A 25,673-nucleotide genomic window follows, 5' to 3' on the forward strand; every position below is an offset into this window, starting at 1 on the left:
GGAGAGAGGCAATGGCGACTGTGGTGCTGACGGCGGTGGGAACGGCGCTGGGCGGTCCCATTGGCGGGGCGATTGGCGGCCTGATCGGCAATGCGCTCGACCATGCCGTGCTGTTCAGGCCCAAGGACCGGCAGGGCGCCCGGCTGAGCGATCTGCAGATCCAGACGTCCAGCTATGGCGCGCAGATCCCCAAGCTGTTCGGAACGCTGCGCGTCGCAGGCACGGTGATATGGGCGACCGACCTGCGCGAGAACCGGTCACGAAGCGGTGGCGGCAAGGGGCAGGCGAGTGTCACCAGCTACAGCTATAGCGCGAGTTTCGCGGTGGCCTTGTCGGCGCGGCCGATCCGGGCGGTGAAGCGGATCTGGGCCGATGGCAATCTGCTGCGCGGGACGGCGGGCGATTTCAAGACCATGCTGGGTGGATTTCGCGTCCATGGCGGCGGCGACGACCAGCCCTGCGATCCGCTGATCGCCTCTGCGCAGGGCGTGGCGCTGACGCCGGCGCACCGGGGGATCGCCTACGCCGTCTTCGAGGATCTGGCGCTGGCCGATTATGGCAACCGCATCCCGTCGCTGACCTTCGAGGTGGAAGCCGATCCGGAAGCGGTCGGCATCGACACCATCGCCATGGCATTGAGCGCGGGGCGGTTGAGGGCGGAGGATGTGGGTGCGGGCGGGGGAAGGATCGATGGCTTTGCCGCGAGCGGCGCCGACCTGGCCGGGGGCATCGGCCCGCTGGTCGAGGCGTTTGGGCTGGCGCTGGAAGGTGGCGAGAATGGCGCAGGGCTGAGCCGCAGGGAAACGGCGATGGCGGTCATCGACGGGGCAATGCTGTGCCGACGGGTCAATGGCCGGGCGATCGACCCGGTCGAGCGATCCGGTGCCGGGGCAGAGACCATCCCGTCCGTTCTGTCGCTGCGGCATCATGACGCGGCGCGGGATTATCAGCTGAGCATGCAGCAGGTCATGCGGCCCGGGCCGGGGCGGACCGAAAGCGGCATCGAATTGCCCGCCGTGCTGTCCAGCGACGCGGCCCGGGCGCTGGTGCTGGATCGACTGGACGCGGCCTGGACCGGTCGTGCGACCATGGCCTTGCGTTGCGGCTGGCAGGCGCTGACGCTGGAGCCGGGCATGACGGTGGCGGTGGCGGATACACCCGGCCTGTGGCGGATCGAGGAGCGGGAATGGGAGGCGATGGCGCTGTCGTTGCGGCTGCGGCGGATACCGGGGGCGGGGGGAACACCGCCCGCCGGCGTGACCGGCGGGACGAGCATACGCCAGGTGGACGCGCCGCACGGGCCGAGCCGGCTGATGCTGGCCGATCTGCCGCGACTGGGCGAGGGGCTGGCCAGCGTACCGCAGCTTGTCGTCGCGGCCAGCGGCGGTGCGGGATGGCGCAGCGCGATGCTGTTCCTGCAGGGCGAGGGCGGGGCGGTGGTGCCGGCCGGGCGCAGCGGCGCCCGGGCGATCATGGGCGCGGCGGAGGCGGCCCTGTCGCCGGGCAGCACGTTGCTGGTGGACGAAGCGAACCGGCTGGTCGTGACGCTGCTGGGCGAGGATATGGAACTGGGGCCGGCGGAGCCGGCCGCGCTGGCGCAGGGGGCCAATTTGTGCCTGGTCGGCCGGGAACTGATCCAGTTCCGCGACGCGGTGCGGATCGGGCCGGCCCGCTATCGGCTGGAGGGGCTGCATCGCGGGCTGCGCGGTAGCGAATGGGCCATGGCCAGCCATGCCGCCGGTGATCCCTTCCTGTTGATCGAGACGGCGGCGCTGCGTGATCCGCTGGCATCGCTGGGGATGGACGGGGAGGTCGGCGGCGTTGTGCGAATGATGGCGATCGGTATCGGCGATACCGAGCCCGCCGAGGCGGACCTGACGCTGAGCGGGGAAGCATTGATACCGCCGTCGCCCGTCCACCTGACCGCACGGCCCGATGGCGGCGGCGGCTGGACGATCGGCTGGACCCGGCGCAGCCGCAACGGCTGGCGCTGGAGCAGCGGCGGCGAGGTACCGCTGGGCGAGGAGGCCGAGCGCTATGATGTGCGCGTGCTGGATGGCGCGGTGCTGATCCGCCGGGACGAGACGGTGGCGACCGCCTGGACCTATGATGCGGCGATGGTGGCGGCCGACAGCGCCTCCGGCCATGCCGCAGGTCGGACGATCGAGCTGCGCCAGATCGGCACGCACGCGCTGGGACGGCCCGCGCGGATCCTGGTCATGACCTGATCGGACGATCGACTTTACCATGGGAGAGGATGATGACGAGCGACGTGACCAGCCGATGGGCGCTGCCGATGCTGTTTGCCGGCCAGGCGCAGAAGGAACTGTTCCACAACGAAGCGCTGGGGCGGATCGACCTGTTGCTGCACGGCCAGGGCGAAAGCGCGGACATTGCCACACCCCCGTCGTCGCCCGCACCGGGCGCGTGCTGGATCGTGCCGGCAGGGGCCGGTGGCGCCTGGCTGGACCAGGAGGGCTGCGTTGCGGGATGGACCGATGGGGGGTGGCGTTTCGTGGCCCCGCGCGCGGGGCTGCGGCTGATGGTCGCGGATCGCGGCCATGCGCTGGAGCATGACGGCACGGCATGGCGGGATAGCGCGGTGCGCATCGATGGAATCTATATCGCGGGCGATCGTGTCGTCGGGCCGCGCCACGCCCCGATAGCGACACCGGGCGGGGGCGGCACCGTGGATGCCGAGGCGCGGACCGCGATTGCGGCGCTTCTCGACGCCATGCGGGCTCATGGACTTATCGGCATGTAATTCTGCAGTAACCGCGCGCTTTTCGTCCGGAGCGCTTGATATTACCTTTCGGTAACCCTCTTGGAGACCCCTACTGCGTTATTTTTGCAACGGTTTCACTAATTGTAGACTTGCCATGAAACCTTCTTACGGATACAGGGTTTCAGCAGTCCTTCGTGACACTTTTGAAAGGGGAATCCAAATGCGGAAGCTTGCCCTCGCGGCTGCGCTTGCGACCAGTGCCCTGGCCACCCCGGCCTTGGCACGCGACAACAGCTGGTACGTTGGCGTCGATGCCGGCGTTCTGCTGGTCGAAGATCAGGACCTGACCTTCTCTTCCATCCCTCCGGGCGGCTCGACGGTTCCGTCGATCGACTACCACAAGGGTTATGATTTCGACGCCAACATCGGCTACGACTTCGGCGGCTTCCGCCTCGAAGCCGAAGCCGCTTACAAGCGCGCTGAAATCGATTTCGACGGCACCGATGGTGGCTTTGGCGGCGCGGCTTCGGCCCTGTCGTTCATGCTGAACGGCTTGCTCGACTTCGGTCCCGATGACGGCCTGCAGGGCTTCGTCGGCGGCGGCGTCGGCGTGTCGCGCGGCAAGCTGGCCAGCGACATCGTGAACGACAGCGACACCGGTTTCGCCTGGCAGGCGATCGCGGGCGTTCGTTACCCGGTCACGAACAACCTGGACGTCTCGCTGAAGTATCGTTTCTTCAACCAGGACGATATCAAGCTGATCCCGGCTTATCAGAGCATCTATGGCCAGGCTGGTTCGGAAGCCGAAACCAAGCTGCGTACCCACAGCATCCTGCTGGGTCTGACCTACAACTTCGGCGCACCGGTCGAAACGCCGCCTCCGCCGCCTCCGCCGCCGCCCCCGCCGCCCCCGCCGCCCCCGCCGCCGCCTCCGCCGGTTGCGGAATGCAGCCCTGGCCCGTACATCGTCTTCTTCGAATGGGACAAGTCGGACGTCACGCCTGACGCCGCCACCATTCTGGATAACGCGGTTTCGGCCTACAGCAGCTGCGGCAGCGCCCAGGTCATGCTGGCCGGTCACGCTGACCGTTCGGGTGCCGCTTCGTACAACGTCGGCCTCTCGCAGCGCCGCGCTGACTCGGTCAAGGCGTATATCGCATCGAAGGGTATCCCCGACGGCGTGATCACGACCCAGGCCTTCGGTGAATCGCAGCCCCGCGTCGAAACCGCGGACGGCGTTCGCGAAGTCCAGAACCGTCGCGTGGAAATCACCTACGGTCCGGGTTCGGGGCAGTAAGAGATTTTCCCATCCTTCGGGACGGGAAACAGAAGAGGGGCCGGTCGCAAGACTGGCCCCTTTTTGCTTGCGCTTTTACTTTCGCCCGCATCTTTGATCTTGAGATTTTCGGGGCTGGCCGACCCAAGGCGTCCGGTGGGCAGCGAAGGACAGGACGCATCGCAACGCCCTGTCCCTTCATCGCACGTCAAATCCTTGCCGACTGTGCCGGATACTACTGGTAGGTCCGGTCCATGGGCAGGCCGGATTGTGCCCGCCGATAGGTCGGCGCCTGAAAGGCCTTTTCGCCCGTCCGGGGGCATTGGTGGGGCGATCTGCGGCAAAGCCGCCGGAGAGGCCGGGGGCTTCCCGAGCGCGGGCGTGCCGGCCGTGTCGCCCGCTCCCATGCCGTCGACACATGGCAATCGACGCCCCGGAATTGGATATCGGCAAGAAAGGTCGATGACAAATCGGATCGGATCGGCAACAAAAGCGCGCCTGCCGCGTTCGCGCAGGAGTTCCGTCATCGGGAGTTTGCCATGAAGACCGCCGTCCTTTTCCTTGCCCTCCCACTGCTGGCGTCCGTGTCGGCCTGCGCCACGGCGAGTGACGGATCGTCCGGCACCGTACCGGCGGCACCGACCGCGCATGCCAAGCTGGCCGCTGGCGATGGCAGCCCGCGCGGCACCGTTACCGTGACCCAGGCCGGCGATGGCCTGCATGTGCTGGTCAAGGCGCAGGGGCTGACCCCGGGCATCCATGCCGTGCATATCCACACCACCGGGGTCTGCACCGGTCCGGACTTTACCAGCGCGGGTGGCCACTGGAACCCGACCGGTCATCAGCATGGCAAGGATAATCCGCAGGGCATGCATATGGGTGACATGCCCAACATGCTGGCCGGCAGCGATGGCGCGGGCGAAATGGAATATGTCGTCCATGGCGGCATGATCAGCGGCGGCGCGACACCGATGCTGGATGCCGACGGTGCGGCGGTCGTGATCCATGCCCAGGCCGACGACAATAAGAGCGATCCGGCCGGCAATGCAGGCGGCCGCGTCGCCTGTGGCGTATTGAGCGCGGGCTGAACCATGCGGTCGATCGGCGATGTCGGACGATCCGGCATCGCTGGTCGTACCGATCCTCAGCCTGGCGGGTCGGCTGGCGGGCGACCATCGCCGCGATAGCGGGCGACCGGCAGGTAGCGGGCGCCGCCATGGCCGATATGGCTTTCGTACAGCGCAAATTCGCTCACCGGGAAGGGCGGGCTGGCCAGGCCGGCATGCAGCGCCAGAAACGATGCGACATCGCCGCCCTGACGACCGAAACGGGCGAGCGTGACATGCGGCAGATAGGCTCGTTCCTCCGCCCCGAGTCCGGCACGGATGCAGGCGCGATCGATCTTGTTATGCAGATGGGCGAGGGGATCGCGTGGCTGGACGCCAGCCCATAGACTGTCGATCACACCGCGCCGGTCGAAATAGCCGGCACCTGCCAGGGCCACCTCGAACGGGGCGAAGCGCACTGCGTCCAGCGCATCGGCGATGTCATTGGCCTGATGGCGATCGACCTCACCGATGAAACGCAATGTCAGGTGTAACTGGGCGTCGTCCTGCCAGCGCGCGCCGGGAATGCCGCCGTTCAGCGACAGGAGCTGGGCGCGGATCGATGCGGGCGGACGAATGGCGACGAACAGGCGAGGCATGGCATCGATATAGGACGGATGGCGCGGGACGGGTAGGGTGGAGGGAAGGCGACATTGGGCCGGCCGCCCATGCCCGGATCATTGCCCGCGCCGATCGGTCGCGCGGTTGGCGGGATTGGACGGCCTGCGCGCGGGAGGAGCAGGACGAACACGGGCATTGCCTGCATGCGCTACGCCGGCAATGCGTGCCCGTCGGTTGCTTCACCCCGTTCGTTCGACGTCCGGGAGCCTGTAGCCCCCGTCGAGGATCGCGGCTGTGGGGACATAGGCTCGCACGATGAGGGCAAATTGATCGTGCGGGGCGGGCAGCCAGTTCGCCTTGCCCGCTTCGTCCTCGGGCGCCTCGCTCGACAGGATCAGGGTGAGCGATCCGTCCTCGTCAAATTGCAGTTCATTTGCGTCCAGGTTGACCGTGCCGATATTGTGGCGCCCATTGGGGCTGGTCGGCATCATATAATAGTCCTTGTCGTACATGGTGAGCGACCAGAAGCCGCCGCATGCCCGGTCGACGGGGGGCAATGCGCCCTTCTCGAAGCGCATGGTGTAGCGATAGCGCCCCTGAAGCAGGGCGCCTGTCGCATCCGTGCCACGAATGAAATATGCCGCTTCCTCAAAATCGTTGACATAGATGTACACGACCGCGGCCTGTGCCCGGCCCAGCCAGTCGGTGCCCCAGCGCCCCCCATTGGTCTGCCGTTGCCAGCCATGGCCGGCATCGCTGCCGACCTGTTCATATCGGGCGCTTTCAAACAGTTCCGTATCTGCGGCAAGCGCGGCCCGATCGAGAAGGGCGCGCCAGGCCGGGGTGGTCCTGCGCAGGCTAATCAACGCGCGCGCCTGATCCGCCATCGGTGTGTCGTCCAGGCTGACCATGGGATTGGCATCCAGCGCTTTTTCAAGATCGTCCCAGAAGCTGTCGCCCTGCACCGACCGTCGGCGCAAGATGTCGGGGTCAGCCGCGAGAATCTGCGCATTCAGGTCGGGCGGGTACACCTTGTTGCGGGCGCTCGCTTCGCAATCGAACGTGCGGCGGCCCGGCTGATCCTCGTGGAGCGGTGTCGCGCCCATCTGGTTGAGCACGGCCCGCGCCGCTGCCTTGCCCTCGCTCGTGTGGGCAGCGAAGCTGCGCGCCATCAGCACGGCGATGTTGGTGGGCGAGCGCATCACATCGACAAAGCCTTGCGGCACATCGCCCTGCCATTGCGGCCCGACCAGCAGGAATTTTCCGGCAGGCGTACCCGATGCCGAACCGAGTTGATGGGTGACCGTCGTGAAGGCGTCGACGATCTGGATCGTCCAATAATGGCCATCGGGTACGTCATCGGGGGTCTGCACCACGACCGGTTCCACACCCAGGTCGGCAAAGCAGGCGCCGTAGATGGTGTCGTTGTTGGGCGTCACCACCTTGCGCTGGGCGGCGGGCAGATAGTCGTCAACATAGCCCATCCGGTTCTTGGGCGATCCAGGGAACAGCCCCATTGCCATGCCTGGCCCCTTGCCCTCCATCAGCGACCAGGTGCTGGTACGGCCAAATGTGTTCACCAAGGGGTGACCCCAGATATAGACTATGCGCGCCAGTGCCTCGACATAATGTTCGCTGGCCATCCGCGCGGGAGCGCCCGCGCCGTTTGCGAGGTCGGCATGGGCGGGAATGAACGCATCGATGAATGGTTCAGAAGAAGCCTGAGTCTTGGATGTCAGATTATCGGCCATGATGGTCTCCACGCAGGGTGTCCGGTCCGGAATGGAGGGGCGGTGCCCCGTCATTGGTCGTGACCAGGCCCGTTTCCTTGTTAAGCGGCAGGCGGTTAGGCGGATCGGGCCAGTCGACCTGCCCGGGAAGGGGCATGGGTGCGGCGGAAAGCGCCGCTTGATCCATCCATGGCATCCCCATCTGACCCATCTGAAAGCCCGTTCCAAGTCGGCGCGACGCCGATCACCGCATGGCCGCCGCCGACGATCTTTCGAGGCACATTCGTTCGGCTGTGCCAGCCTATGACAGGCAGGGAAGGACAGGCATCGGGATAAACCCGCATTCGCCACTGCGCCGTTCCGCTTTCGCCACTGCCCGGCGCTGCTGCCGGCAGGCCCGGCCGATGATTTGGGCACGCTCTGCGGCCGGCCGTGGGTATTAACCATCGCCTTGGCAGCGTGGCGGGCTACTGCGCGCCTTTTGCTTGAACTCAAGGCGCTAAGGGCCGATAATATGCTATCGGCCGCGAGAGGCCGCCCAAGGAGATTTTACCCATGGCCAATTGGTCCGACCCCCGTTCCGACATCGCAGGCTTTGGCGGCGCCACGGCTGCGCGCAGCGAGGCGTTCGATGCCGGGCTGCGCAAATATATGCTGTCGGTCTATAATTATATGGCGAGCGGCGTATTGCTGACCGGCATCGTCGCGCTGCTGTTCGCGTCGAGCGGCATGGCCTATCAGGTGTTCGCCGGCCCGGGCATCCTCAAATATATCGTGATGTTTGCGCCGCTGGCCTTTGTCATGGTGATGAGCTTTGGCATCAACCGGCTGTCGACCTTTGCGATGCAGGCGCTGTTCTGGGCCTATGCGGCGGTGATGGGCGTTTCACTGTCCTACATCTTCCTCGCCTATACCGGCACCTCGATCGCGCAGACCTTCTTCGCGACGGCTGCCGCCTTTGCGGGCCTCAGCCTGTGGGGTTACACCACCAAGAAGGACCTGTCCGGCTTCGGCACCTTCCTGATCATGGGTGTGGTCGGCCTGCTGGTCGCCAGCCTGATCAATATCTTCATGCAGTCGAGCGTGATGAGCCTGGTCATCAGTGGCCTTGGCGTGCTGCTGTTCGCGGGCCTGACCGCCTATGACACGCAGAAGATCAAGAGCATCTATGCCCATGTCGCGGGCACAGAGATGATGGGCAAGTCGGTGGTGATGGGGGCGCTGAACCTCTATCTCGACTTCATCAACATGTTCCTGTTCCTGCTGCGCCTGTTCGGCGATCGTCGCTGATATTCGGCGACCGGAATGAAGAAAGGCCCGGCGGAGATGTCCGCCGGGCCTTTTGCTTTGGGGTAGGAGAAGGCTCAGCCCTGTTGCTGCATTTCGGCGATCAGGGCGGTGTCGATTTCCTTCTGCCGCTTATAGGCCGGGCGCGCGCGCAGGCGGGTGGCATAGGCCTCGAACGCCGGGCGGCTGGGAATGGTGCCGAAGGCGAGGCCCCAGTCGATCTGCGCGCCGACATAGACGTCGGCGGCGGTGAAGTGGTCGCCGCAGATCCAGGTCCGGCCGGTGACTGCCGTTTCCAGCGTGTCGAGCGTCGCGTCGAGCGAGCCATAGCCGGCGCTGCGGTCGCGCCCCTCGGCCAGGACGAAACCCATCGCCGCATTGGTGACGGCGGCCTCGACCGGGCCGGCGGCGAAGAAGAGCCAGCGATAATAAGCTGCGCGATCGTCGGTCGGCGGCGCGAGGCCGGCGGCGGGGAAGGCGTCGGCCAGATAGGCGCAGATGGCGGCGCATTCGGTCACCACCTTGCCGTCATGGACGATCGCCGGCACCTTGCCCATCGGGTTGATCGCGCGATAGTCGGCCGTCTTCATGCCGCCGGCATAGTCGAGGATCACCGCCTCATAGGGGATGCCGACCTCCTCCAGCATCCAACGGGCGATTTGCCCGCGCGACATCGGGTTGGTGTAGAGCGTAATCGGGTCAGCCATGCCAGTCTCCATTGCCGGAACCGTGCGAACGTATCAGGAACGCGATCGCGCTGCCAGTCGCAAGATCGGCGAGGCGGGGCCTGCGCGGCGGCAGGCCCCAGGCGCACTCAGCAGCCCACACCCGCCGCGCCGGCCAGCATGCCGCCCAGGCCGCCCTTGCATTTCTTCTTCTTGGGCGGTGGAGCGTCGCCTGCGGCATCGGCGCTGTCGTCACCGCCCTGACCCGTCATCGATCCCATGTCCGGACCGTTGAGCATCCACATGGTGTTGGAGCGATAGCGCACGCGCGCGATCCATTCCGGTTTCCAGGCGATCTTGGGATCAGCCGGGCGCGGCGGGTAGGCGAAGTTCGCTTCCGGACCATAGGCGTAAAGGCTGCCCATCAGCATCTCGCCGCCCGACTGCACCACCTGTGACGGCACGGTGCAGCTCGTCTGGCTGGGCGGCATCACGATCTTCTGCCCGATCAGCTTTTGCACAGCGGCGGGGGAGAGCCAGTCCCAGACCGGGCCGCCGAACGCCTGGCTGGCCGACGAGGCCCACCAGACCATGTCGCCACCCTGCTTGGCCGCGAACACCCAGGCATAATAGCCGGTGGCATTGGGCACGGCGTTCCAGCTCAATTGGGTGGCGCCGCCGGCCTGGGGCACGGCGCGGCCGGTGATCGGCGGCATGAAATCCTGGGCGAGGGCGAACTTGATTTCCGGCGCATAATTGCCGGCGATGCGATGATCGCCGATCAGCGAGGCATTGCCCGCCACCGTCTTGCGCGTCTGGCCATTGGGCCATTCGCCATAGGTCTTGCTGTTGGAGAAGCGGACCTGCCATTCCTGCGGGATGGCGGCATTGGTCATGTAGAGGCCGGGGGGAAACTGGCCGTTGGCGACCTTGGCGAAATCGATCACCACCGGCTGGTTCGGCCCGGCCGTCGCGCCGCAGCCCCAATAGATGAGCAGGCGGCCCTTGGGCTTTTCGCCGGGGATGGCCTGTTGCTCGCTGGGTGTGACCTTTGGCGTGACGAGCGGGACCGAGGTGCCGAGCCGGGCACCGGCGGGCATATAATGGTCGGCGGCCGGCGCACCGCTGGGGGCCTGGGTGGAGCCGAGGCGCAGCACCAGTTCATGGATCGGCTGATTGCCGCCGCCCATCATCATCGACATGGCGCCGCCCATGCCCCCGCCGCCGCCCGCCATCGCGGCCATGCCGGACATGGTACCGGCGTCCATCGAGTAACGGGCGATCGGGCCGCCGGCCTGCTGGCTGGCGCCGGGGGTAGCGAGGAGGGCGAAGCTGAAAGTGAGGAGCGCGACGCGGGGCGCGGCGGATTTCAGACGAGGCAAAGTGGACATGTATTCCCCTGTCAAAGCGTGGAAGACATGCGACCTTTCTGTTCTGGAGTCGTCTTAGCAGCTTTTGGCGTCGCCGGGGAGAGGGGCTATGCGCGCGCGAACCGGCCGTGACGCAGGAAATGCACGACCTGATCGGCGGTCGGCCGGGTGTAGATCATCGCGGTGTGGGCGACGGGCAGGATGATATGGTCGCTTTCGCCGGGACAATGGGTGGCGGCGACGCTGACCTTGCCGTCATTGGGCGCGCGAAAGAGGCGATTGGGGAGCAGGCCGTTCATCGGCCGGTCGCCCGCGATGATGCCGAGCGGATAGTCGACCTCTCCGAACGCCGCCAGAGTGGCAGCGTCGCGGCGGGTGCGCAGCAGGGCGCCGGCCTGGTTCAGGATCAGCGGGTGGAGGCGCAGGCGGTAGAGAAGGTCGGCAATCTCGCTGCCGCCATTGGGCGTGCCGAGCATGACCACGCGGCCCAGATGGTCGGGACGATGGCGCGCGAGCCAGGCGCGCAGCATCAGCCCGCCCATCGAATGGCCGACGCAATGGATGGTCCGGGCGGCATAGGCCGGGCTGGCGGTGATGCGGGCGTGGAGATGGTCGATCACGCGAGCGAGCGGCCAGCGCCAACTGGGATAGCCGATATTGGCGACGATGAACCCCGCATCGCGCAGGCGGCGGGCGAGGAGGGCGGTCTGCACCTGATGGCCGCCAAAGCCGTGGAGGAGGATGACGGATTCGGCGTGTGTGGACATGATGGCAGGGGTGTCATGCGGCGGGGATGCAGGCAAGGGCATGTGGGTGAAGAGGGAAGGCGCCAACGACCATTTGCAGAAGTTCGGTCACATGATCATAAAGCCGTAATGCAGAAATACAGCCGTTATGTGAACTTGGTGTTGATCGCGCTGCTCATTATCGCTGGGTTGATAATAGCAAGGCTCTATCCACTAGCGAATGCCACTGCCATTCAACCGGGCGATGTGCCTGTGGTGAGCGACGCTATGAAAGGCGCGCAAAAACTATTCCACTCGGAAGTTATCAATAACGCTTCCAGATTACCTGTGGTCATACGGATGTCTGATCGTACATGCGTTGAGTTACGCCCATATTCGAAGGCTCCTGCTGGCACCTACTTGGCTTGCTACGATAATCGCAACGGTCACTTGATCGAGGAAAAGGCAACAGGCGGTTATTGAACGTCCGAAAGCGACGAAAACTCGCGAAAACCCGACCGTCGCCAAACCACCCCAAATTCGCCTTTCCTTTTCTTCTCCGTGCCTCCGCGCCTCCGCGTGATTCATTTTCGCGCGGAGGCGCGGAGACGGTGGGGGACGACTAACCGCCTGTGCGGCAATGACGGAAAAGGGGGAGGAAGTAGCGGGGCCGGGATGCGGCTCTTTGTGGCGCGTGCCCCTCCACCGTGCTGCGCACGGTCCCCCTCCCCGTGCCGGGGAGGAATAAAAAAGGCGGCCCTCTCGAGCCGCCTTTCCCATGTGCCTGTGAAGGCGCTTATTTCGTGCCTTCGGGCGCCTTGGCCTTGCCGCCCTTCTTGCCGCCCTTCTTGGGCGCCGCAGGGGTGATCTGGAAGGCCAGGGCGTCGTCCTTCATATGGACATGGACCTCGCCGCCATGGACCAGCTTGCCGAACAGCAGTTCCTCGGCCAGCGGCTGCTTGATTTTTTCCTGCATCAGGCGGCCCATCGGGCGGGCGCCATAGAGCTTGTCATAGCCCTTCTTGGTGAGCCAGGCCTTGGCATCCTCGTCCAGGGTGATGTGGACGTCGCGGTCGGCCAGTTGCAGTTCGAGTTGCAGCACGAACTTGTCGATGACCCGGGCGACGATTTCCGGCGGCAGATAGCCGAAGGGCACGATCGCATCGAGACGGTTGCGGAATTCGGGGGTGAAGAGCTTCTTCACCGCGTCTTCCTGCACATCCTCGCGGGTCAGTTCGCCAAAGCCGATCGACTCCTTCGCCATGTCCGACGCACCGGCATTGGTGGTCATGATGAGGATGGTGTTGCGGAAATCGACGGTCTTGCCGTGGTGATCTGTCAGGCGGCCATTGTCCATCACCTGCAGCAGGATGTTGAACAGGTCCGGATGCGCCTTCTCGATCTCGTCGAGCAGCAGCACGCTGTGCGGCTGCTGGTCGACGGCGTCGGTCAAGAGGCCACCCTGGTCATAGCCGACATAGCCCGGAGGGGCGCCGATCAGGCGGCTGACCGAATGGCGTTCCATATATTCCGACATGTCGAACCGCTGCAGCGGGATGCCGAGCAGGGTCGCGAGCTGGCGCGCCACCTCCGTCTTGCCGACGCCGGTGGGGCCGGAGAAGAGATAGTTGCCGATCGGCTTGTCGGGGTCGCGCAGGCCCGCACGCGACAGCTTGATCGCGGACGAGAGCACCTCGATCGCCTTGTCCTGGCCGAAGACGACGCGCTTCAGGTCGGTAGTCAGCGATTCCAGCACGCTCTTGTCGTCGGACGACACGGTCTTGGGCGGGATGCGGGCCATGGTCGCGATGACCTGCTCGATCTCCTTGGGGGTGATCGTCTTCTTGCGCTTCGAGGGTACCACCAGCATCTGCATCGCGCCGACCTCGTCGATCACGTCGATCGCCTTGTCCGGCAGCTTGCGGTCGTTGATGTAGCGGGCCGACAACTCCACCGCCGCCTTGATCGCGTCCGACGTATATTTGACGTGATGGTGCTCCTCGAACGCGGTGCGCAGGCCGGTCAGGATCTTGATCGTGTCCTCGATCGTCGGTTCGTTCACGTCGATCTTCTGGAAGCGCCGCAGCAGCGCGCGGTCCTTCTCGAAATGATTGCGGAACTCCTTGTAGGTGGTCGAGCCGATGCAGCGGATCGTCCCGCCCGACAGGGCCGGCTTCAAGAGGTTCGAGGCGTCCATCGCGCCGCCGCTGGTCGCGCCGGCACCGATGACGGTGTGGATCTCGTCGATGAAGAGGACGGCGTGCGGCATCTTCTCCAGTTCGGTGACGACCGCCTTCAGCCGTTCTTCAAAGTCGCCGCGATAGCGGGTGCCGGCCAGCAGCGCGCCCATGTCGAGCGAGTAGATGACCGCTTCCTTGAGGACATCGGGCACTTCGCCCTCGACGATCTTGCGCGCCAGGCCTTCCGCGATCGCGGTCTTGCCGACGCCGGGATCGCCGACATAGAGCGGGTTGTTCTTCGAGCGGCGGCACAGGATCTGGATGGTGCGGTCGACTTCCGACGACCGGCCGATCAGCGGATCGACCTTGCCGCGTTCCGCCTTCTCGTTGAGATTGACGGTGAACTGCTCCAAGGCACTGTCCTTCTTGCCCTTGCCGTCCTGCACCTTCTTCTCCTCCTCCGGCGCGCCCTTGGTCTCCTGACGCTCGGGCGCGGGCGTGCCCTTGCCGACGCCGTGGCTGATATAGCTGACGGCATCGAGGCGGCTCATGTCCTGCTGCTGCAGGAAATAGACGGCATAGGATTCGCGTTCGGAGAAGAGCGCGACGAGGACATTGGCGCCCGTCACCTCATCCTTGCCGGACGATTGCACATGGAGGATGGCGCGCTGGACGACGCGCTGGAAGCCGCTGGTGGGCGAGGGGTCGCTGGCCCCTTCGACCTTGAGGCTGTCCAGTTCGGTGTCGAGATATTGGGTGACGGCATCGGCCAGTTCACCCAGTTCCACGCCGCATGCCTGCATCACCTTCGACGCATGTTCATCGTCGATCAGCGCGAGCAACAGATGCTCCAGCGTCGCATATTCATGCTTGCGCTCCGACGCATGGGTCAGCGCATTGTGCAGGGTGGTTTCAAGGGCGGCTGCGAAAGATGGCATGTCTTTTCTACTCCTGGCCCCGACCCGGGGCTGACTTGAACCATATGTCGGCATTGCTCGACGGCGGTTCAAGGGAGACGCCCCGACCGCCGGAATTGCCAGACTGCCCATGCCCGATGGAGCCCTTGGCGGGGCCGCAGGGGGCGAGGCGCGGGTTCATCGCTTGAATAACGCCTCGGCCGTTGCCTTATGGTTAACGGCGTTTTCAATTTTCGATTGGGTACGGATGATCTCGCCCTGCAACGCCTTCACGCGCTTTTCGAGTTCCGCCACGGATAATGGCCCCAGATCCTGTCGGAGCAGTTGAGCCAGCGGATCATCGGCCTTTTTCGGCAGATCATTGTCCATGTCCATAAACGGTAATGTTGACCGTGCAGGACAGTCTGTCAATAAGGACCCAGGCTCCGCTCGTCGTTTTTGGGTGCGGTGCAATATAGTCAGGCCCGGGGGGGCATCTCATGATCCTCGACGACATCACCATTCCACGCGAGATGACGGCCATTGGCATTGCGGTGCCTGGTGGACCCGAAGCGCTGGTCCCTGAACGGCGTGCCGTGCCGACCCCCGGCGAGGACGAGGTTCTGATCCATGTGGCGGCGGCGGGCATCAATCGCCCCGATGTGCTGCAGCGACAGGGCAAATATCCGCCGCCGCCCGGCGCATCCGACATTCCCGGACTGGAAGTCGCCGGTACGATCGTCGCGGCCGGCCGCTCCGCCGACATGCTGGTCGGCCAGCGCGTCTGCGCGCTGCTGCCGGGCGGCGGCTATGCCGAATATGCGGTGGCGCCCGCTGGCCAGTGCCTGCCCGTCCCGGACGGTTATGACCTGGTCGAGGCGGCGGCGCTGCCCGAAACCCTGTTCACCGTGTGGACCAACCTGTTCGAGCGCGCCTATGTCGTCGGTGGCGACACGGTGCTGGTCCATGGCGGCACCAGTGGCATCGGCACGATGGCGATCTCGCTCTGCCGCCTGTTCGACATCGCGATCATCGTTACCTGCGGCAGCGATGACAAATGCGCCCAGGCGCTGGAATGGGGCGCTGCCCATGCGATCAACTACAAGGCGCAGGATTATGTCGCGGAGGTAAAGCGCATCACCGGCGGGCAGGGGGTGCAGGCGGTGCTCGACATGGTCGGCGGCGACTATGTCCCGCGCAACATCGAATGCCTGGCCGAGGATGGCCGCCATGTCTCGATCGCGGTGCTGGGCGGGGCAAAGACCAGCGTCTTCCTGCCGACGGTGATGTCCAAGCGCCTGACCCTGACCGGATCGACGTTGCGGCCGCGCTCATCGGGCTTCAAGAGCCTGGTCGCCGACGAGATCATGCGCACCGTGTGGCCGTTCGTCGAGCAGGGCAGGCTGCGTCCGGCGATGGACCAGCGCTTCGCCCTGGCCGACGCGGCCAAGGCGCATGCCCGCATGGATGCCGGCGACCATTTCGGGAAGATCGTGCTGGTAGCGTAAAAGAAGCAGCTTTTACAAAAATGTTTCATGATTTTTTATCCGCTGTTCGGAATTTTATTTTATTTCTGAACTAAGGGGATTTATGTTCATGTGGAATTCTGTTCCATTTTTAAGTGCATTGGCATTTTGGTCGCTATTGATAACTGCTGTTTCGGGCGGCGTTGCAGTAGTTTCAGGGCTTATTGGTGGTTTGGCTGCAGGTCGAGCCTCGGACATAGTTACTCGAAATGCGAATGTGGATATCGCTAATGCAAATGCTCGATTAGAACAGGCGAAATTAGAAACGGAAAAATTGAAAAAGGAATTCTCTTGGAGAGAAATTGGGCAAAGTCAAAATGATGAAATAAAAAACATAATTTCTGGAAAGTCTTTCCCGGTCACAATTTCGTGGACGGCGGGTGATTCCGAAGGGTCGCATTTTGCTCGGCAGCTAGGTAATGCGCTAACGGATGCAGGCGTTTCAGTTGTAGCCTTTTCACCCATGGCATTGTTGGGTGAGGAGGCGCATGGATTGAGCGTTGGCAGTTGGAATAAAACGGAAATTGACACGCTTAGTGCTGCGTTTATCGCTGCTGGCTTTGGCAAGCCTAAAGTGAAGATATACGAAAAACCGGCGGTAGGTCAGCCAGGGAGCATAACTCACATCTTTGTGGGGTATCGAAGCGTTCCCGTAGTTGGTAACTAGATTTATCGCGTGAACCCTCATTGGGCGTAGCATTTTCGTCATATTCGCTGCGGAGTTGTAACAGAAGGGCGCTAGGGATTCGGCCTCAAGGACAACAGCCCTTGAGGACGTAGACATGGACGCCATCACGCGCTTGCCCTTCCTGAGCGAACTGGAAGAGGGAGGCGACGACCGCTTCCACATAGCCGAGCGGGACGGGCCGCGTCGCCGCTATCGCACCATCTGGATTTCCGACATCCATCTGGGCACGCGCGGCTGCAACGCCACGATGCTGATCGACTTTCTCGACAGCGTCGACAGCGACACCATCTATCTGGTCGGCGACATCATCGACGGCTGGCGGCTGAAAAAGCGCTTCTACTGGCCTGCCGCGCATAATGACGTGCTGTGGCGGATCATGAAGCGGGCCAAGCGCGGCACCCGCGTCGTCTATATCCCCGGCAATCATGACGAGATGTTCCGCCAGTTCACCGGCATGAATTTCGGCGGCGTCGAGATCCGCCGCAAGGCGATCCACGAGACCGCCGATGGCCGCAAGCTGCTGGTGCTGCATGGCGACGAGTTCGACACGATCATGCTGGCGCATCGCTGGCTCGCCTTCGTCGGCGACGCGGCCTACACCAGCCTGATGCGGCTCAATGTCGTGGTGAACGCGGTGCGGCAGCGCATGGGCCTGCCTTATTGGTCGCTCAGCAAAATGGCCAAGCACAAGGTCAAGAATGCCGTGTCCTTCATCTCCCGCTTCGAGGAAGTGGTGGCGCATGAGGCCGGTTCGCGCGGCGTCGACGGCGTGGTCTGCGGCCATATCCACAATGCCGAGATGCGCGAGATCGAGGGCATCCAATATTATAACGACGGTGACTGGGTGGAGGGCTGCACCGCGCTGGTGGAGCATGCCAGCGGCGCGATGGAGGTGCTGCACTGGGCCGATGAAATCGCCAAGCGGAGCGAGGCTGCGCCGGCGTTGATGGCGGCCTGACGGGGGAGCGGGAGATGCGGATCGCGATCGTCACCGATGCCTGGACGCCGCAGGTCAATGGCGTCGTCCGGACGTTGCAGACCATCCAGCTGGAACTGGAGCGGATGGGGCATGAGGTCAAGGTGATCTCGCCCGATCTCTATGGCTCCATCCCCTGTCCGACCTATCCCGAAATCCGGCTGGCGCTGGTGCGTTCGGGCGTGGTGGGGCAGGCGATTGCGGCGTTTCGCCCCGATGCCGTGCATCTGGCGACGGAAGGGCCGCTCTGCTTTGCCGCGCGGCGCTGGTGCTTGCGTGGTAATGTACCGTTCACCACGGCCTATCACACCCATTTCCCCGAATATGTGGCGCAGCGCACCGGTCTGCCATCTTCCTGGTTCTGGCGCTATATCCGCTGGTTCCACGGTCCCGCGCAGGCGGTGCTGGTGTCGACGCGGTCGGTCCGGCGGCAATTGCGCATCCATGGCGTCGCCAATGTGCGCAAATGGGGGCGGGGGGTCGACCTCAAGGTCTTTGCCGGCGACGTCGCACCATCGGCCCGGCTGGCCGACCTGCCGCGCCCGATCCAGCTCTATGTCGGCCGGGTCGCGGTCGAGAAGAATCTCGAAGCCTTCCTGGCCAGCGACCATCCCGGAACGAAGGTGATCGTCGGTGACGGTCCGGCGCGGGTTGTGCTGGAGCGGGCCTATCCCGATGCCCATTTTCTGGGCGGGCTATTTGGTGCCGATCTGGCGGCGGTCTATGCCGGCGCTGATGTCTTCGTCTTCCCCAGCCGTACCGACACGTTCGGCCTGGTCATGATCGAGGCGCTGGCTGCCGGTACGCCGGTCGCCGCCTATCCGGTCACGGGGCCGATCGACATCGTCACGCCCGAGACCGGTGCCCTGTCCGAACGGCTGGAAGATGCGATCGCTGCAGCGTTGCTGTGCGACCGGGCTGCCTGCGCCGCTTATGGTCGCAGCTTCAGCTGGGAGCGCAGCGCCCAGGAATTCCTGGCCGGGCTGCATCCGATCGACCCGGTGGTGATGGACAGCGCCGCCTGACGCTTTTCCTTGCCGCAGGCCCCGCGATGCTCTATCCCTGACATGTCGTGGCCGCCCTGCTTGGGCGGCCCTTATCGTTTTTAGAGCCGGAGAAGACCCCGTGTCCCAGCCCCTCATGCCCCATGCGACCGCCAGCTGGCTGGTCGATAACAGCGCTCTGAGCTTTGACCAGATCGCGGAATTCTGTGGGCTGCATATCCTGGAAGTCCAGGCCATTGCCGACGACACCGCCGGCACCAAATATACCGGCCGCGATCCGGTGCGCGCCCATGAAATCACCATGGACGAGATCCACAAGGGCGAAAGCAACCCGGACTACAAGCTCAAGATGCTGAAAGGTCCCGAGCCGGTCCGCCGTACCAAGGGGCCGCGCTACACCCCGGTCAGCAAGCGCCAGGACAAGCCCGACGGCATCGCCTGGATCCTGCGCAACCATCCCGAGATTTCGGATGGCGCGATCGGCAAGCTGATCGGCACCACGCGCACCACCATCGCCGCGATCCGCGATCGCAGCCACTGGAACATCTCCAACATCACCCCCAAGGACCCGGTGACGCTCGGCCTGTGTTCGCAGCGCGAACTGGATGCCCTGGTCAGCAAGGCGGCGAAGAAGGCGGGCATCGAGATGCCGACCGATTCGCGTCTGGATGGCGACCGCGAGGCGCTGATCGAGGAGCTGCGTCGCGAGCGCGAGGACAATGCCCGCCGTATCGAAGCGTCGCTCAAGAGCGAGGCGGAGCTGATTTCGGGCGTGGCGACGATCCTCGATCCGTTCAGCAACAACAAGGGCGAGGTCTAAAGCCGTAGCGTCATTGGACGCTGCGCCCAAGCCTTTGCAATGCCGCATTTCCGAAGGCCGCGCCGGGTAACCGGGGCGGCCTTTTTGCTACAATCCGGACACAGGTTGACGCTTGCGTAAAGCAGATGATCCACTTACACTTCTGTCAATGGAGAGCATAGAACAGACCTGGAGAGCGCATTACCAGCACCCGACGCCGTGGGAGCAGAGCTTCCCGCCGCTGTCGATGGGAGAGATGGTAACGCAGAGCGCCACCGCCCACCCGCAGGCCTACATGATTGACTTCATGGGCCGAAAATTCAGCTATGGCAGGATGATGGATGAGATCCGCCGCATCGCCTGCGGACTGCAGGGGATGGGCGTCAAGAAGGGCGACCGGGTCGGCCTGTACCTGCCCAACACGCCCCATTATGTCGCGGCCTATTATGGCGCGCTGCTGGCCGGTGCGATCGTCGTCAATTTCTCCCCCCTCTATACCGCCGCCGAACTGGAGCATCAGGTCGAGGACAGCGGTACCAAGATCCTGTTCACCCTGTCGGCCAAGGCGCTGTTGCCGACCGCGCTCAAGGTGCTGGACAATAGCAGCCTGGAAACGCTGGTTGTCGGATCGATCGCCGAGGTTCTGCCGACGGCCAAGTCCATTCTCTTCCGTCTGTTCAAGCGCAGCGAGACGGTGGCTCTGCCGGATGATCCGCGCATCCTGCGCTATGACCGGCTGATCGCCAACAAGGGCGAGTGCAGCGTGGCCACGATAGACCCCGTCAACGATATAGCCCTGCTGCAATATACCGGTGGCACCACGGGCACGCCCAAGGGGGCGATGCTGACCCACCAGAATCTGACCGCCAATGCGCGCCAGGCGCAGGCGATCGACCCCCATGCCGGTGAAGACGGGGACCGCATCATCGCGGTGCTGCCCTTCTTCCATGTTTTCGCCAATACCTGCACGTTGAACCGCACGGTGCTGAATGGCGGCGAGATGGTGATGCTGCCGCGGTTCGAGGCGGTCCAGGTGCTGGCCGCAGTCCAGCGCACCAAGGCGACATCGCTGCCGGGCGTGCCGACCATGTACCAGGCGCTGCTCGACCATCCTTCGATCCGCAACATCGATTTCTCGTCGCTGCGCGCCTGCATTTCGGGCGGGGCGCCGTTGCCGCTGGAGGTGAAGCAGAAGTTCGAGGCCGCGACCGGCGCAAAGCTGATCGAGGGCTATGGCCTGACCGAGACCAGCCCGATCGTCTGTTCCAACCCCTATGAGGGGCTGAACAAGACCGGCACCGTGGGCCAGCCGGTGCCCGGCACCCGGGTCAAGATCGTCAGCCGCGAAGACCCGACCCAGCCACCGCCCGAGGGCGAACCGGGGGAGTTGCTGTTCGCCGGGCCGCAGATCATGAAGGGCTATTGGAACCGGCCGGATGCCGACGCCCAGGTGTTCGTCGGCGAGTTTCTGCGCACCGGGGATGTCGGCGAGATCGACGAGGACGGCTATGTCCGGATCGTCGATCGCCTGAAGGACATGATCGCCGTCGGTGGCTTCAAGGTCTTCCCGAGCCAGGTGGAATCGATCCTCTATCATCATGAGGCGGTAAAGGAGGCGTTGGTGATCGGCGTGCCCGATCGTTATCGCGGCGAGCAGCCCAAGGCGTTCGTCACCCTGAACGACGGGGCCACGATCGACGGGCCGGGCCTGAAGGAGTGGCTGAACCCGCAACTGGGCAAGCATGAGCGGGTGTGCGAGGTCGAGGTGCGGGCGAGCCTGCCCAAGACGCTGGTCGGCAAGCTGTCGCGCAAGGAATTGGTCGCCGAAGAGCGGGCCAAGGCCGAGAAGATGATGGCAGAGAGTAAGGCGGAGACTGGAACAGCGGCCTGATAGCGCCTATCTAGCGCGCCAAGTCTTGATAAGGATTATCGAACATGGCGCAGGAAATCGCGACGCTGGCTGGGGGCTGCTTCTGGTGTACGGAAGCAGTCTACCAGACGCTCAAGGGCGTGGAATCGGTCCAGAGTGGCTATATCGGCGGTAGCAAGCCGAACCCCACCTATGAAGAAGTGTGCACCGGCAATACGGGGCATGCAGAGGCGATCCGCATTGCCTTCGATCCGACCGTCATTTCCTATGGCGATCTGCTCGACATCTTCTTCGCGACGCATGACCCGACGACGCTGAACCGCCAGGGCAACGATATCGGCACCCAGTATCGCTCGGCCATCTTCCCGCATTCACCGGCCCAGGCGGCCGAAGCGCAGGCCGGGATCGCGCGGGCGCAGGCGGATCAGAGCGCGCCGATCGTGACCGCGATCGAAGCCGACGCCCCCTGGTATCCGGCCGAGGATTATCACCAGAAATATTGGGAACGGGTCGGCGACCAGAATCCCTATTGCATGGCCGTGATCCCGCCCAAGCTGGCCAAGCTGCGCAAGGGCTTTGCGGCGCGCATCGACGCCTGACCGCATCTGAGGGCGGTTTTCCCGTCGGCTCATCCTGTTTCGCTATGTTTTTAGCCTATGGTTAATGTCGGCCATGGCAGAGGCGGTGAAATGGATGAGTCGGGGGACTTGGGAATGAAGAAGTCTATTTTTCTGATCGCGCCATTGGGCGCGTTGATGCTGACGGGCTGCATCGCCAAGACGGCGCTGGATGTGGTGACCCTGCCGGTGAAGGCGGGCGCACAGGCGGCCGACTGGGCGACGACCAGCCAGGATGAAGCGGACCGCAATTACGGGCGCAAGATGCGCGAGCAGGAAGAGCGCGACGGCAAGGCCGCCAAGAAGGCGGAGAAGGAACGGCGACGCCAGTGTCGCGAGGCGGGCTACGACAATTGCGGCTGACGGGAACGCCGCGGTCAGGCTGCGGCGCGGCGTAACCGGTCATTGATGGCCGTGCCGATCCCTTCGTCGGGGATCGGGGCCACGGCGATCTGGCCCTGAGTGCTGGCATCGGCGACATGCAGGGCGGTGAACAAATTGGCTGCCGCCTCGCGCAGATCGGCATCCACGCTGAGATTGAGATGGCAGGGCATCAGGCCGAAGCCGATCAGATATTCCCCGTTCTCGGCCCTGAGCGCATTCAGCCTGACCGGCTTTGACGGTGCATAATGGCTTTCAAGCTGGCCCGGCGCCTCGATCTTGGCGCCGTCCCCGCCGCCATCCCTGCCGACAATCACGGGCAGGCCGCTCGCCTCTTCCAGCATCGCGGCGGTGACGGGGCCGGGGCGCAGCAGGCGGATACGGTCCGGTTCCGGCGCGGCGATGGTCGATTCCAGGCCTTCGCTGGTCGGACCTTCGTCCAGGATCATGCGGATCTTGCCGTTGAGGCTGGCCAGGACATGCTCGGCCCGGCTGGGGCTGATCGCGCCGCTGCGATTGGCCGAGGGGGCCGCTAGCGGGCGCCCGCTTTCCCGGATCAGCGCGCGCATCGCCGGATGGGCAGGCAGGCGCAGCGCGACGGTCGGCAGGCCGGCCATGACCAGCGGCGACAGGCCGCTATCGGCCCGTACCGGCAGGACCAGAGTCAATGCCCCCGGCCAGAAACGGGCGGCGAGCCGTTCCGCTTCCGGCGCGAAGTCCGCCAGGCGGCGGGCCATGTCCATGTCGGCGACATGGACGATCAGCGGATTGAAGCTGGGCCGCCCCTTGGCGCTATAGATGCCCGCGACCGCATGGGAATCGGTCGCGTCGGCAGCCAGGCCGTAGACGGTCTCGGTCGGAACGGCGACAGGCTCACCGGCGCGGATTAGCAGGGCCGCCTCGCGCAGGGATTCTGCGCCATAACGGCAGATTCTGGTGGAAAAGGCAGGATTTGGGATAGTCACGACCCCCGCGATATAGACCCCGGAACGCTGCAGTAAAAGGCCATTGCGTCAATGGAATGACATTGTCGCCAAAGCTTGCGGCAACTGTGCCCGCCCGCTAATCCGGCGCCATGAACGACGCCCTGCTGACCCGTATCGCCGAAGCGCTGGAACGGCTTGCGCCGCCGCCGGCTTCATCCGCCGACCTTGCGGCTGCACCGGCCTATGTGTGGGATGGGGTGGCGATCCGTGCGGTGGATGCGTTTGCACCGGTCGATTTCGACCTGCTGACGGGAATCGATGCCCAGAAAATGGCGTTGTTGGATAATAGTCGCCGCCATGCTGCCGGCCATGCCGCGCATGACGTGTTGCTGTGGGGGGCACGCGGGACCGGAAAATCAGCGACGGTCGCGGCGGCGGTCGGCAAGCTGCAGCGCGAGGGCCAGGATATCGCCCTGCTGCAATGCGCGATCGATGAGCTGGCGAGCCTGCCGACGCTCTTCACGCAACTGCGCGGGACGGACCGCCCGTTCATCCTGTTCCTGGACGATCTGGGTTTTGACGAAGGGGTGGGGGATGCGCGGGCGCTGCGTTCGCTGCTGCAAGGCGGCACGTCCGCCCGACCGGCGAATGTCCGTCTATATGTGACGTCGAACCGTCGTCATATCGTGCCACGGAACCTGTCCGAGCAGGACGACCCGATCAATCCGCGCGATGTGGTCGACGACAAGATGGCGCTGTCCGACCGTTTCGGGTTGAGCCTGGGCTTCCATGCGCTCGACCAGGACGCCTATGTCGCGATCGTCGAGGGTTATGCGAAGGCGCTGGAGCTGGCCGTCGAGCCGCTTGATGCGATCCAGTGGGCGACCCAGCGGGGGAGCCGTTCGGGCCGCGTGGCCTGGCAATATGTGGTCGAGCTGGCCGGACGGAACGGCCTTACGCTCTAAAGGGTGGGCGGAAGCGACCTGCGCATCCGCCCTGTCTTTTCTATTGGGCGCGGGTCACGCGCCACACCACGCCGCCGACATCGTCGCTGACCAGCAGCGCGCCCTTCGCATCGACGGTGACATCGACCGGACGGCCGCGGGCGGCGCCCTGCGCATCAAGGAAGCCGGTCAGCACGTCGATCGGCTTGGCCTTGCCGACCTCGCCATTGTCGGCGAAGGGCACGTAGACGACCTTGTAGCCGGCGGCCGGCTTGCGGTTCCAGCTGCCATGCAGGCCGACAAAGGCACCATTGCCATAGGGCGCGCCAAGCTGGACGCCAGCGGCGAAGCTGAGGCCGAGCGGCGCGACATGGTTGCCCAGCGCATAATCGGGGCGCTTGGTATATTCGCGGATTTCCGGCCGCTGCGGCTGAACCCGGCGATCCTCATAACCGCCCCAATAATTCCAGGGCCAGCCATAGAAGGCGCCGAATTCGACCCGGGTCAGATAGTCGGGGACCAAGTCGCCGCCGAGCATGTCGCGTTCATTGACCACGCCCCACAAGATTCCGCTCTTGGGTTCAAAGGCGAGGCCGACCGGGTTGCGCAGGCCCGAGGCATAGATGCGATAGTCACCCGTCCTGGGATTGACTTCCAGCACGGAGGCGCGGTTCGCTTCGCTTTCCAGGCCATTTTCGCCGATATTGCTGTTCGATCCGACGCCGATGTAGAGCAGGCCATTAGGGCCGGCGGTCAGGCTGCGCGTCCAGTGCATGTTGGGCGCCTGGGCCGGCAGGTTCAGGATCTTGCGGCCCTTGGCGCTGATCCTAGTATCGCCTTCCTTGTAGGGAAAGGCCATCAGCGCATCGGTATTGGCGACGTAAAGCGTGTCGCCCAGCAGCGCCATGCCATAGGGCGAGTGCAGGCCGGTCAGGAAGGCGGTCTTGGTGTCCGCCTTGCCGTCGCCATCGGTGTCGCGCAGCAGAGTGATACGATCGGGCGAGGGGACGCCGGCGCCAGCCTTGTTCATCAGGAAGTTCATGACGCGGCTGACGATGCCACTTTGAGGGCGCGGCGGGCTGTTGGTTTCGGCCGTCAGGATATCGCCATTGGGCAGGCGCAGCAGCGAGCGGGGATGGACCAGCCCATCGGCGAAGCGATCGACGGTGAGGCCCTTGGCGGCGACCGGCTTCTCCCCGGCCTTCCACGGCTTTACCTCGGCGATATTGACGGTCGGGATCATCTCGCTGCGCGGGGCAGTGAACTGCGGCTCCGGCCCGACGTCACTGCCGGCCGGCAGGCGCGCGGTATCGCCCTGTGCGAAATAGAGAAAGGCGCCGCCGGCAAGGACCAGGGCGACAAGGGGGATAGCGATGATGTGCTTCTTCATGCCGCAACATCTATGCGGCGCGGAACGCTCT

Annotated in this window: 24 protein-coding genes; 15 read left to right on the top strand and 9 right to left on the bottom strand. The window is 64.5% G+C overall.

The window, feature by feature from the left end; genetic code table 11:
• The first annotated feature begins 11 nt into the window (after positions 1–11).
• From PMI04_RS07915 to PMI04_RS07930, 4 genes are all read left to right on the top strand, one after another.
• The gene (locus PMI04_RS07915; protein ID WP_007709212.1) at positions 12–2,228 is read left to right on the top strand and encodes a phage tail protein; all 2,217 of its coding nucleotides are present in this window, start codon (positions 12–14) and stop codon (positions 2,226–2,228) included.
• 32 nt (positions 2,229–2,260) lie between these two features.
• Positions 2,261–2,764: a DUF2793 domain-containing protein gene (locus PMI04_RS07920; RefSeq protein ID WP_007709214.1), complete on the top strand. Its 504-nt coding sequence runs from the start codon at positions 2,261–2,263 to the stop codon at positions 2,762–2,764.
• A gap of 181 nt (positions 2,765–2,945) precedes the next feature.
• Positions 2,946–4,022 (top strand): OmpA family protein, encoded by a 1,077-nt coding sequence (locus PMI04_RS07925; protein ID WP_283184871.1) that lies wholly within the window; start codon positions 2,946–2,948, stop codon positions 4,020–4,022.
• A gap of 518 nt (positions 4,023–4,540) precedes the next feature.
• Positions 4,541–5,089 carry a superoxide dismutase family protein gene (locus tag PMI04_RS07930; RefSeq protein ID WP_007714411.1) on the top strand — a complete coding sequence of 183 codons (549 nt, stop codon included), beginning with the start codon at positions 4,541–4,543 and terminating at the stop codon, positions 5,087–5,089.
• A gap of 56 nt (positions 5,090–5,145) precedes the next feature.
• Here PMI04_RS07930 and thpR read toward each other — a convergent pair whose 3' ends face one another.
• Together thpR and PMI04_RS07940 are read right to left on the bottom strand one after the other, a co-directional pair.
• Entirely contained in the window at positions 5,146–5,706 is a 561-nt protein-coding gene (thpR, locus tag PMI04_RS07935; RefSeq protein ID WP_007714414.1) for an RNA 2',3'-cyclic phosphodiesterase, read from the bottom strand.
• Between the two features lie 201 nt (positions 5,707–5,907).
• Positions 5,908–7,419 (bottom strand): DUF1254 domain-containing protein, encoded by a 1,512-nt coding sequence (locus tag PMI04_RS07940; protein WP_007714416.1) that lies wholly within the window; start codon positions 7,417–7,419, stop codon positions 5,908–5,910.
• A 534-nt stretch (positions 7,420–7,953) separates the two neighbouring features.
• On the opposite strand from PMI04_RS07940, the gene PMI04_RS07945 reads away from it, so the two are divergent.
• Positions 7,954–8,688 (top strand): Bax inhibitor-1/YccA family protein, encoded by a 735-nt coding sequence (locus PMI04_RS07945; protein ID WP_007714420.1) that lies wholly within the window; start codon positions 7,954–7,956, stop codon positions 8,686–8,688.
• A 74-nt stretch (positions 8,689–8,762) separates the two neighbouring features.
• On the opposite strand, the gene PMI04_RS07950 is transcribed toward PMI04_RS07945, so the two are convergent.
• The 3 genes from PMI04_RS07950 to PMI04_RS07960 all read right to left on the bottom strand — a co-directional run bounded on the left by PMI04_RS07950 (position 8,763) and on the right by PMI04_RS07960 (position 11,487).
• On the bottom strand, positions 8,763–9,392 hold the full coding sequence (locus tag PMI04_RS07950) for a glutathione S-transferase family protein (RefSeq protein WP_007714433.1): 630 nt from the start codon (positions 9,390–9,392) through the stop codon (positions 8,763–8,765).
• Positions 9,393–9,499: 107 nt separating this feature from the next.
• Positions 9,500–10,741 carry a hypothetical protein gene (locus tag PMI04_RS07955; protein ID WP_007714435.1) on the bottom strand — a complete coding sequence of 414 codons (1,242 nt, stop codon included), beginning with the start codon at positions 10,739–10,741 and terminating at the stop codon, positions 9,500–9,502.
• Between the two features lie 86 nt (positions 10,742–10,827).
• On the bottom strand, positions 10,828–11,487 hold the full coding sequence (locus PMI04_RS07960; protein WP_007714437.1) for an alpha/beta fold hydrolase: 660 nt from the start codon (positions 11,485–11,487) through the stop codon (positions 10,828–10,830).
• Between the two features lie 108 nt (positions 11,488–11,595).
• Here PMI04_RS07960 and PMI04_RS07965 point away from each other — a divergent pair, with 108 nt between their 5' ends.
• Positions 11,596–11,928, top strand: a complete 333-nt coding sequence (locus PMI04_RS07965; protein ID WP_037487318.1) for a hypothetical protein — start codon at positions 11,596–11,598, stop codon at positions 11,926–11,928.
• 313 nt (positions 11,929–12,241) lie between these two features.
• Here the strand turns inward: PMI04_RS07965 and clpA are convergent, their stop codons facing one another.
• Positions 12,242–14,563 (bottom strand): ATP-dependent Clp protease ATP-binding subunit ClpA, encoded by a 2,322-nt coding sequence (clpA, locus tag PMI04_RS07970; protein ID WP_007714439.1) that lies wholly within the window; start codon positions 14,561–14,563, stop codon positions 12,242–12,244.
• A gap of 156 nt (positions 14,564–14,719) precedes the next feature.
• On the bottom strand, positions 14,720–14,917 hold the full coding sequence (locus PMI04_RS07975; protein WP_007714441.1) for a DUF1192 domain-containing protein: 198 nt from the start codon (positions 14,915–14,917) through the stop codon (positions 14,720–14,722).
• 104 nt (positions 14,918–15,021) lie between these two features.
• Between PMI04_RS07975 and PMI04_RS07980 the strand changes: the two genes are divergently transcribed.
• The 8 genes from PMI04_RS07980 (at position 15,022) to PMI04_RS08015 (ending at position 22,364) form a co-directional block, all read left to right on the top strand.
• Positions 15,022–16,029, top strand: a complete 1,008-nt coding sequence (locus PMI04_RS07980; RefSeq protein ID WP_007714443.1) for an NAD(P)H-quinone oxidoreductase — start codon at positions 15,022–15,024, stop codon at positions 16,027–16,029.
• An 88-nt stretch (positions 16,030–16,117) separates the two neighbouring features.
• Complete coding sequence (locus PMI04_RS07985) at positions 16,118–16,714, top strand: hypothetical protein (RefSeq protein WP_007714445.1); 597 nt, start codon at positions 16,118–16,120, stop codon at positions 16,712–16,714.
• A 115-nt stretch (positions 16,715–16,829) separates the two neighbouring features.
• Complete coding sequence (locus PMI04_RS07990; protein ID WP_007714447.1) at positions 16,830–17,693, top strand: UDP-2,3-diacylglucosamine diphosphatase; 864 nt, start codon at positions 16,830–16,832, stop codon at positions 17,691–17,693.
• A 14-nt stretch (positions 17,694–17,707) separates the two neighbouring features.
• Positions 17,708–18,736 (top strand): glycosyltransferase family 1 protein, encoded by a 1,029-nt coding sequence (locus PMI04_RS07995; protein WP_007714449.1) that lies wholly within the window; start codon positions 17,708–17,710, stop codon positions 18,734–18,736.
• 115 nt (positions 18,737–18,851) lie between these two features.
• The gene (locus tag PMI04_RS08000; protein WP_037487320.1) at positions 18,852–19,535 is read left to right on the top strand and encodes a cell cycle transcriptional regulator TrcR; all 684 of its coding nucleotides are present in this window, start codon (positions 18,852–18,854) and stop codon (positions 19,533–19,535) included.
• Positions 19,536–19,683: 148 nt separating this feature from the next.
• Positions 19,684–21,405, top strand: coding sequence for a long-chain fatty acid--CoA ligase (locus PMI04_RS08005; protein WP_007714453.1), 1,722 nt, complete (start codon positions 19,684–19,686; stop codon positions 21,403–21,405).
• A 44-nt stretch (positions 21,406–21,449) separates the two neighbouring features.
• Positions 21,450–21,983 (top strand): peptide-methionine (S)-S-oxide reductase MsrA, encoded by a 534-nt coding sequence (gene msrA / locus PMI04_RS08010; RefSeq protein WP_007714456.1) that lies wholly within the window; start codon positions 21,450–21,452, stop codon positions 21,981–21,983.
• Between the two features lie 114 nt (positions 21,984–22,097).
• Positions 22,098–22,364, top strand: a complete 267-nt coding sequence (locus tag PMI04_RS08015) for a hypothetical protein (protein WP_037487324.1) — start codon at positions 22,098–22,100, stop codon at positions 22,362–22,364.
• Between the two features lie 14 nt (positions 22,365–22,378).
• On the opposite strand, the gene PMI04_RS08020 is transcribed toward PMI04_RS08015, so the two are convergent.
• On the bottom strand, positions 22,379–23,347 hold the full coding sequence (locus PMI04_RS08020) for an L-threonylcarbamoyladenylate synthase (RefSeq protein ID WP_007714461.1): 969 nt from the start codon (positions 23,345–23,347) through the stop codon (positions 22,379–22,381).
• A 110-nt stretch (positions 23,348–23,457) separates the two neighbouring features.
• On the opposite strand from PMI04_RS08020, the gene PMI04_RS08025 reads away from it, so the two are divergent.
• A complete protein-coding gene (locus PMI04_RS08025) occupies positions 23,458–24,273 on the top strand; it encodes an ATP-binding protein (RefSeq protein WP_007714465.1) in 816 nt (271 codons plus the stop codon).
• Between the two features lie 40 nt (positions 24,274–24,313).
• Here the strand turns inward: PMI04_RS08025 and PMI04_RS08030 are convergent, their stop codons facing one another.
• Positions 24,314–25,642 (bottom strand): sorbosone dehydrogenase family protein, encoded by a 1,329-nt coding sequence (locus PMI04_RS08030; RefSeq protein WP_007714468.1) that lies wholly within the window; start codon positions 25,640–25,642, stop codon positions 24,314–24,316.
• Positions 25,643–25,673 lie beyond the last annotated feature (31 nt).

Source organism: Sphingobium sp. AP49, assembly GCF_000281715.2.
Taxonomy (GTDB): Bacteria; Pseudomonadota; Alphaproteobacteria; order Sphingomonadales; family Sphingomonadaceae; genus Sphingobium.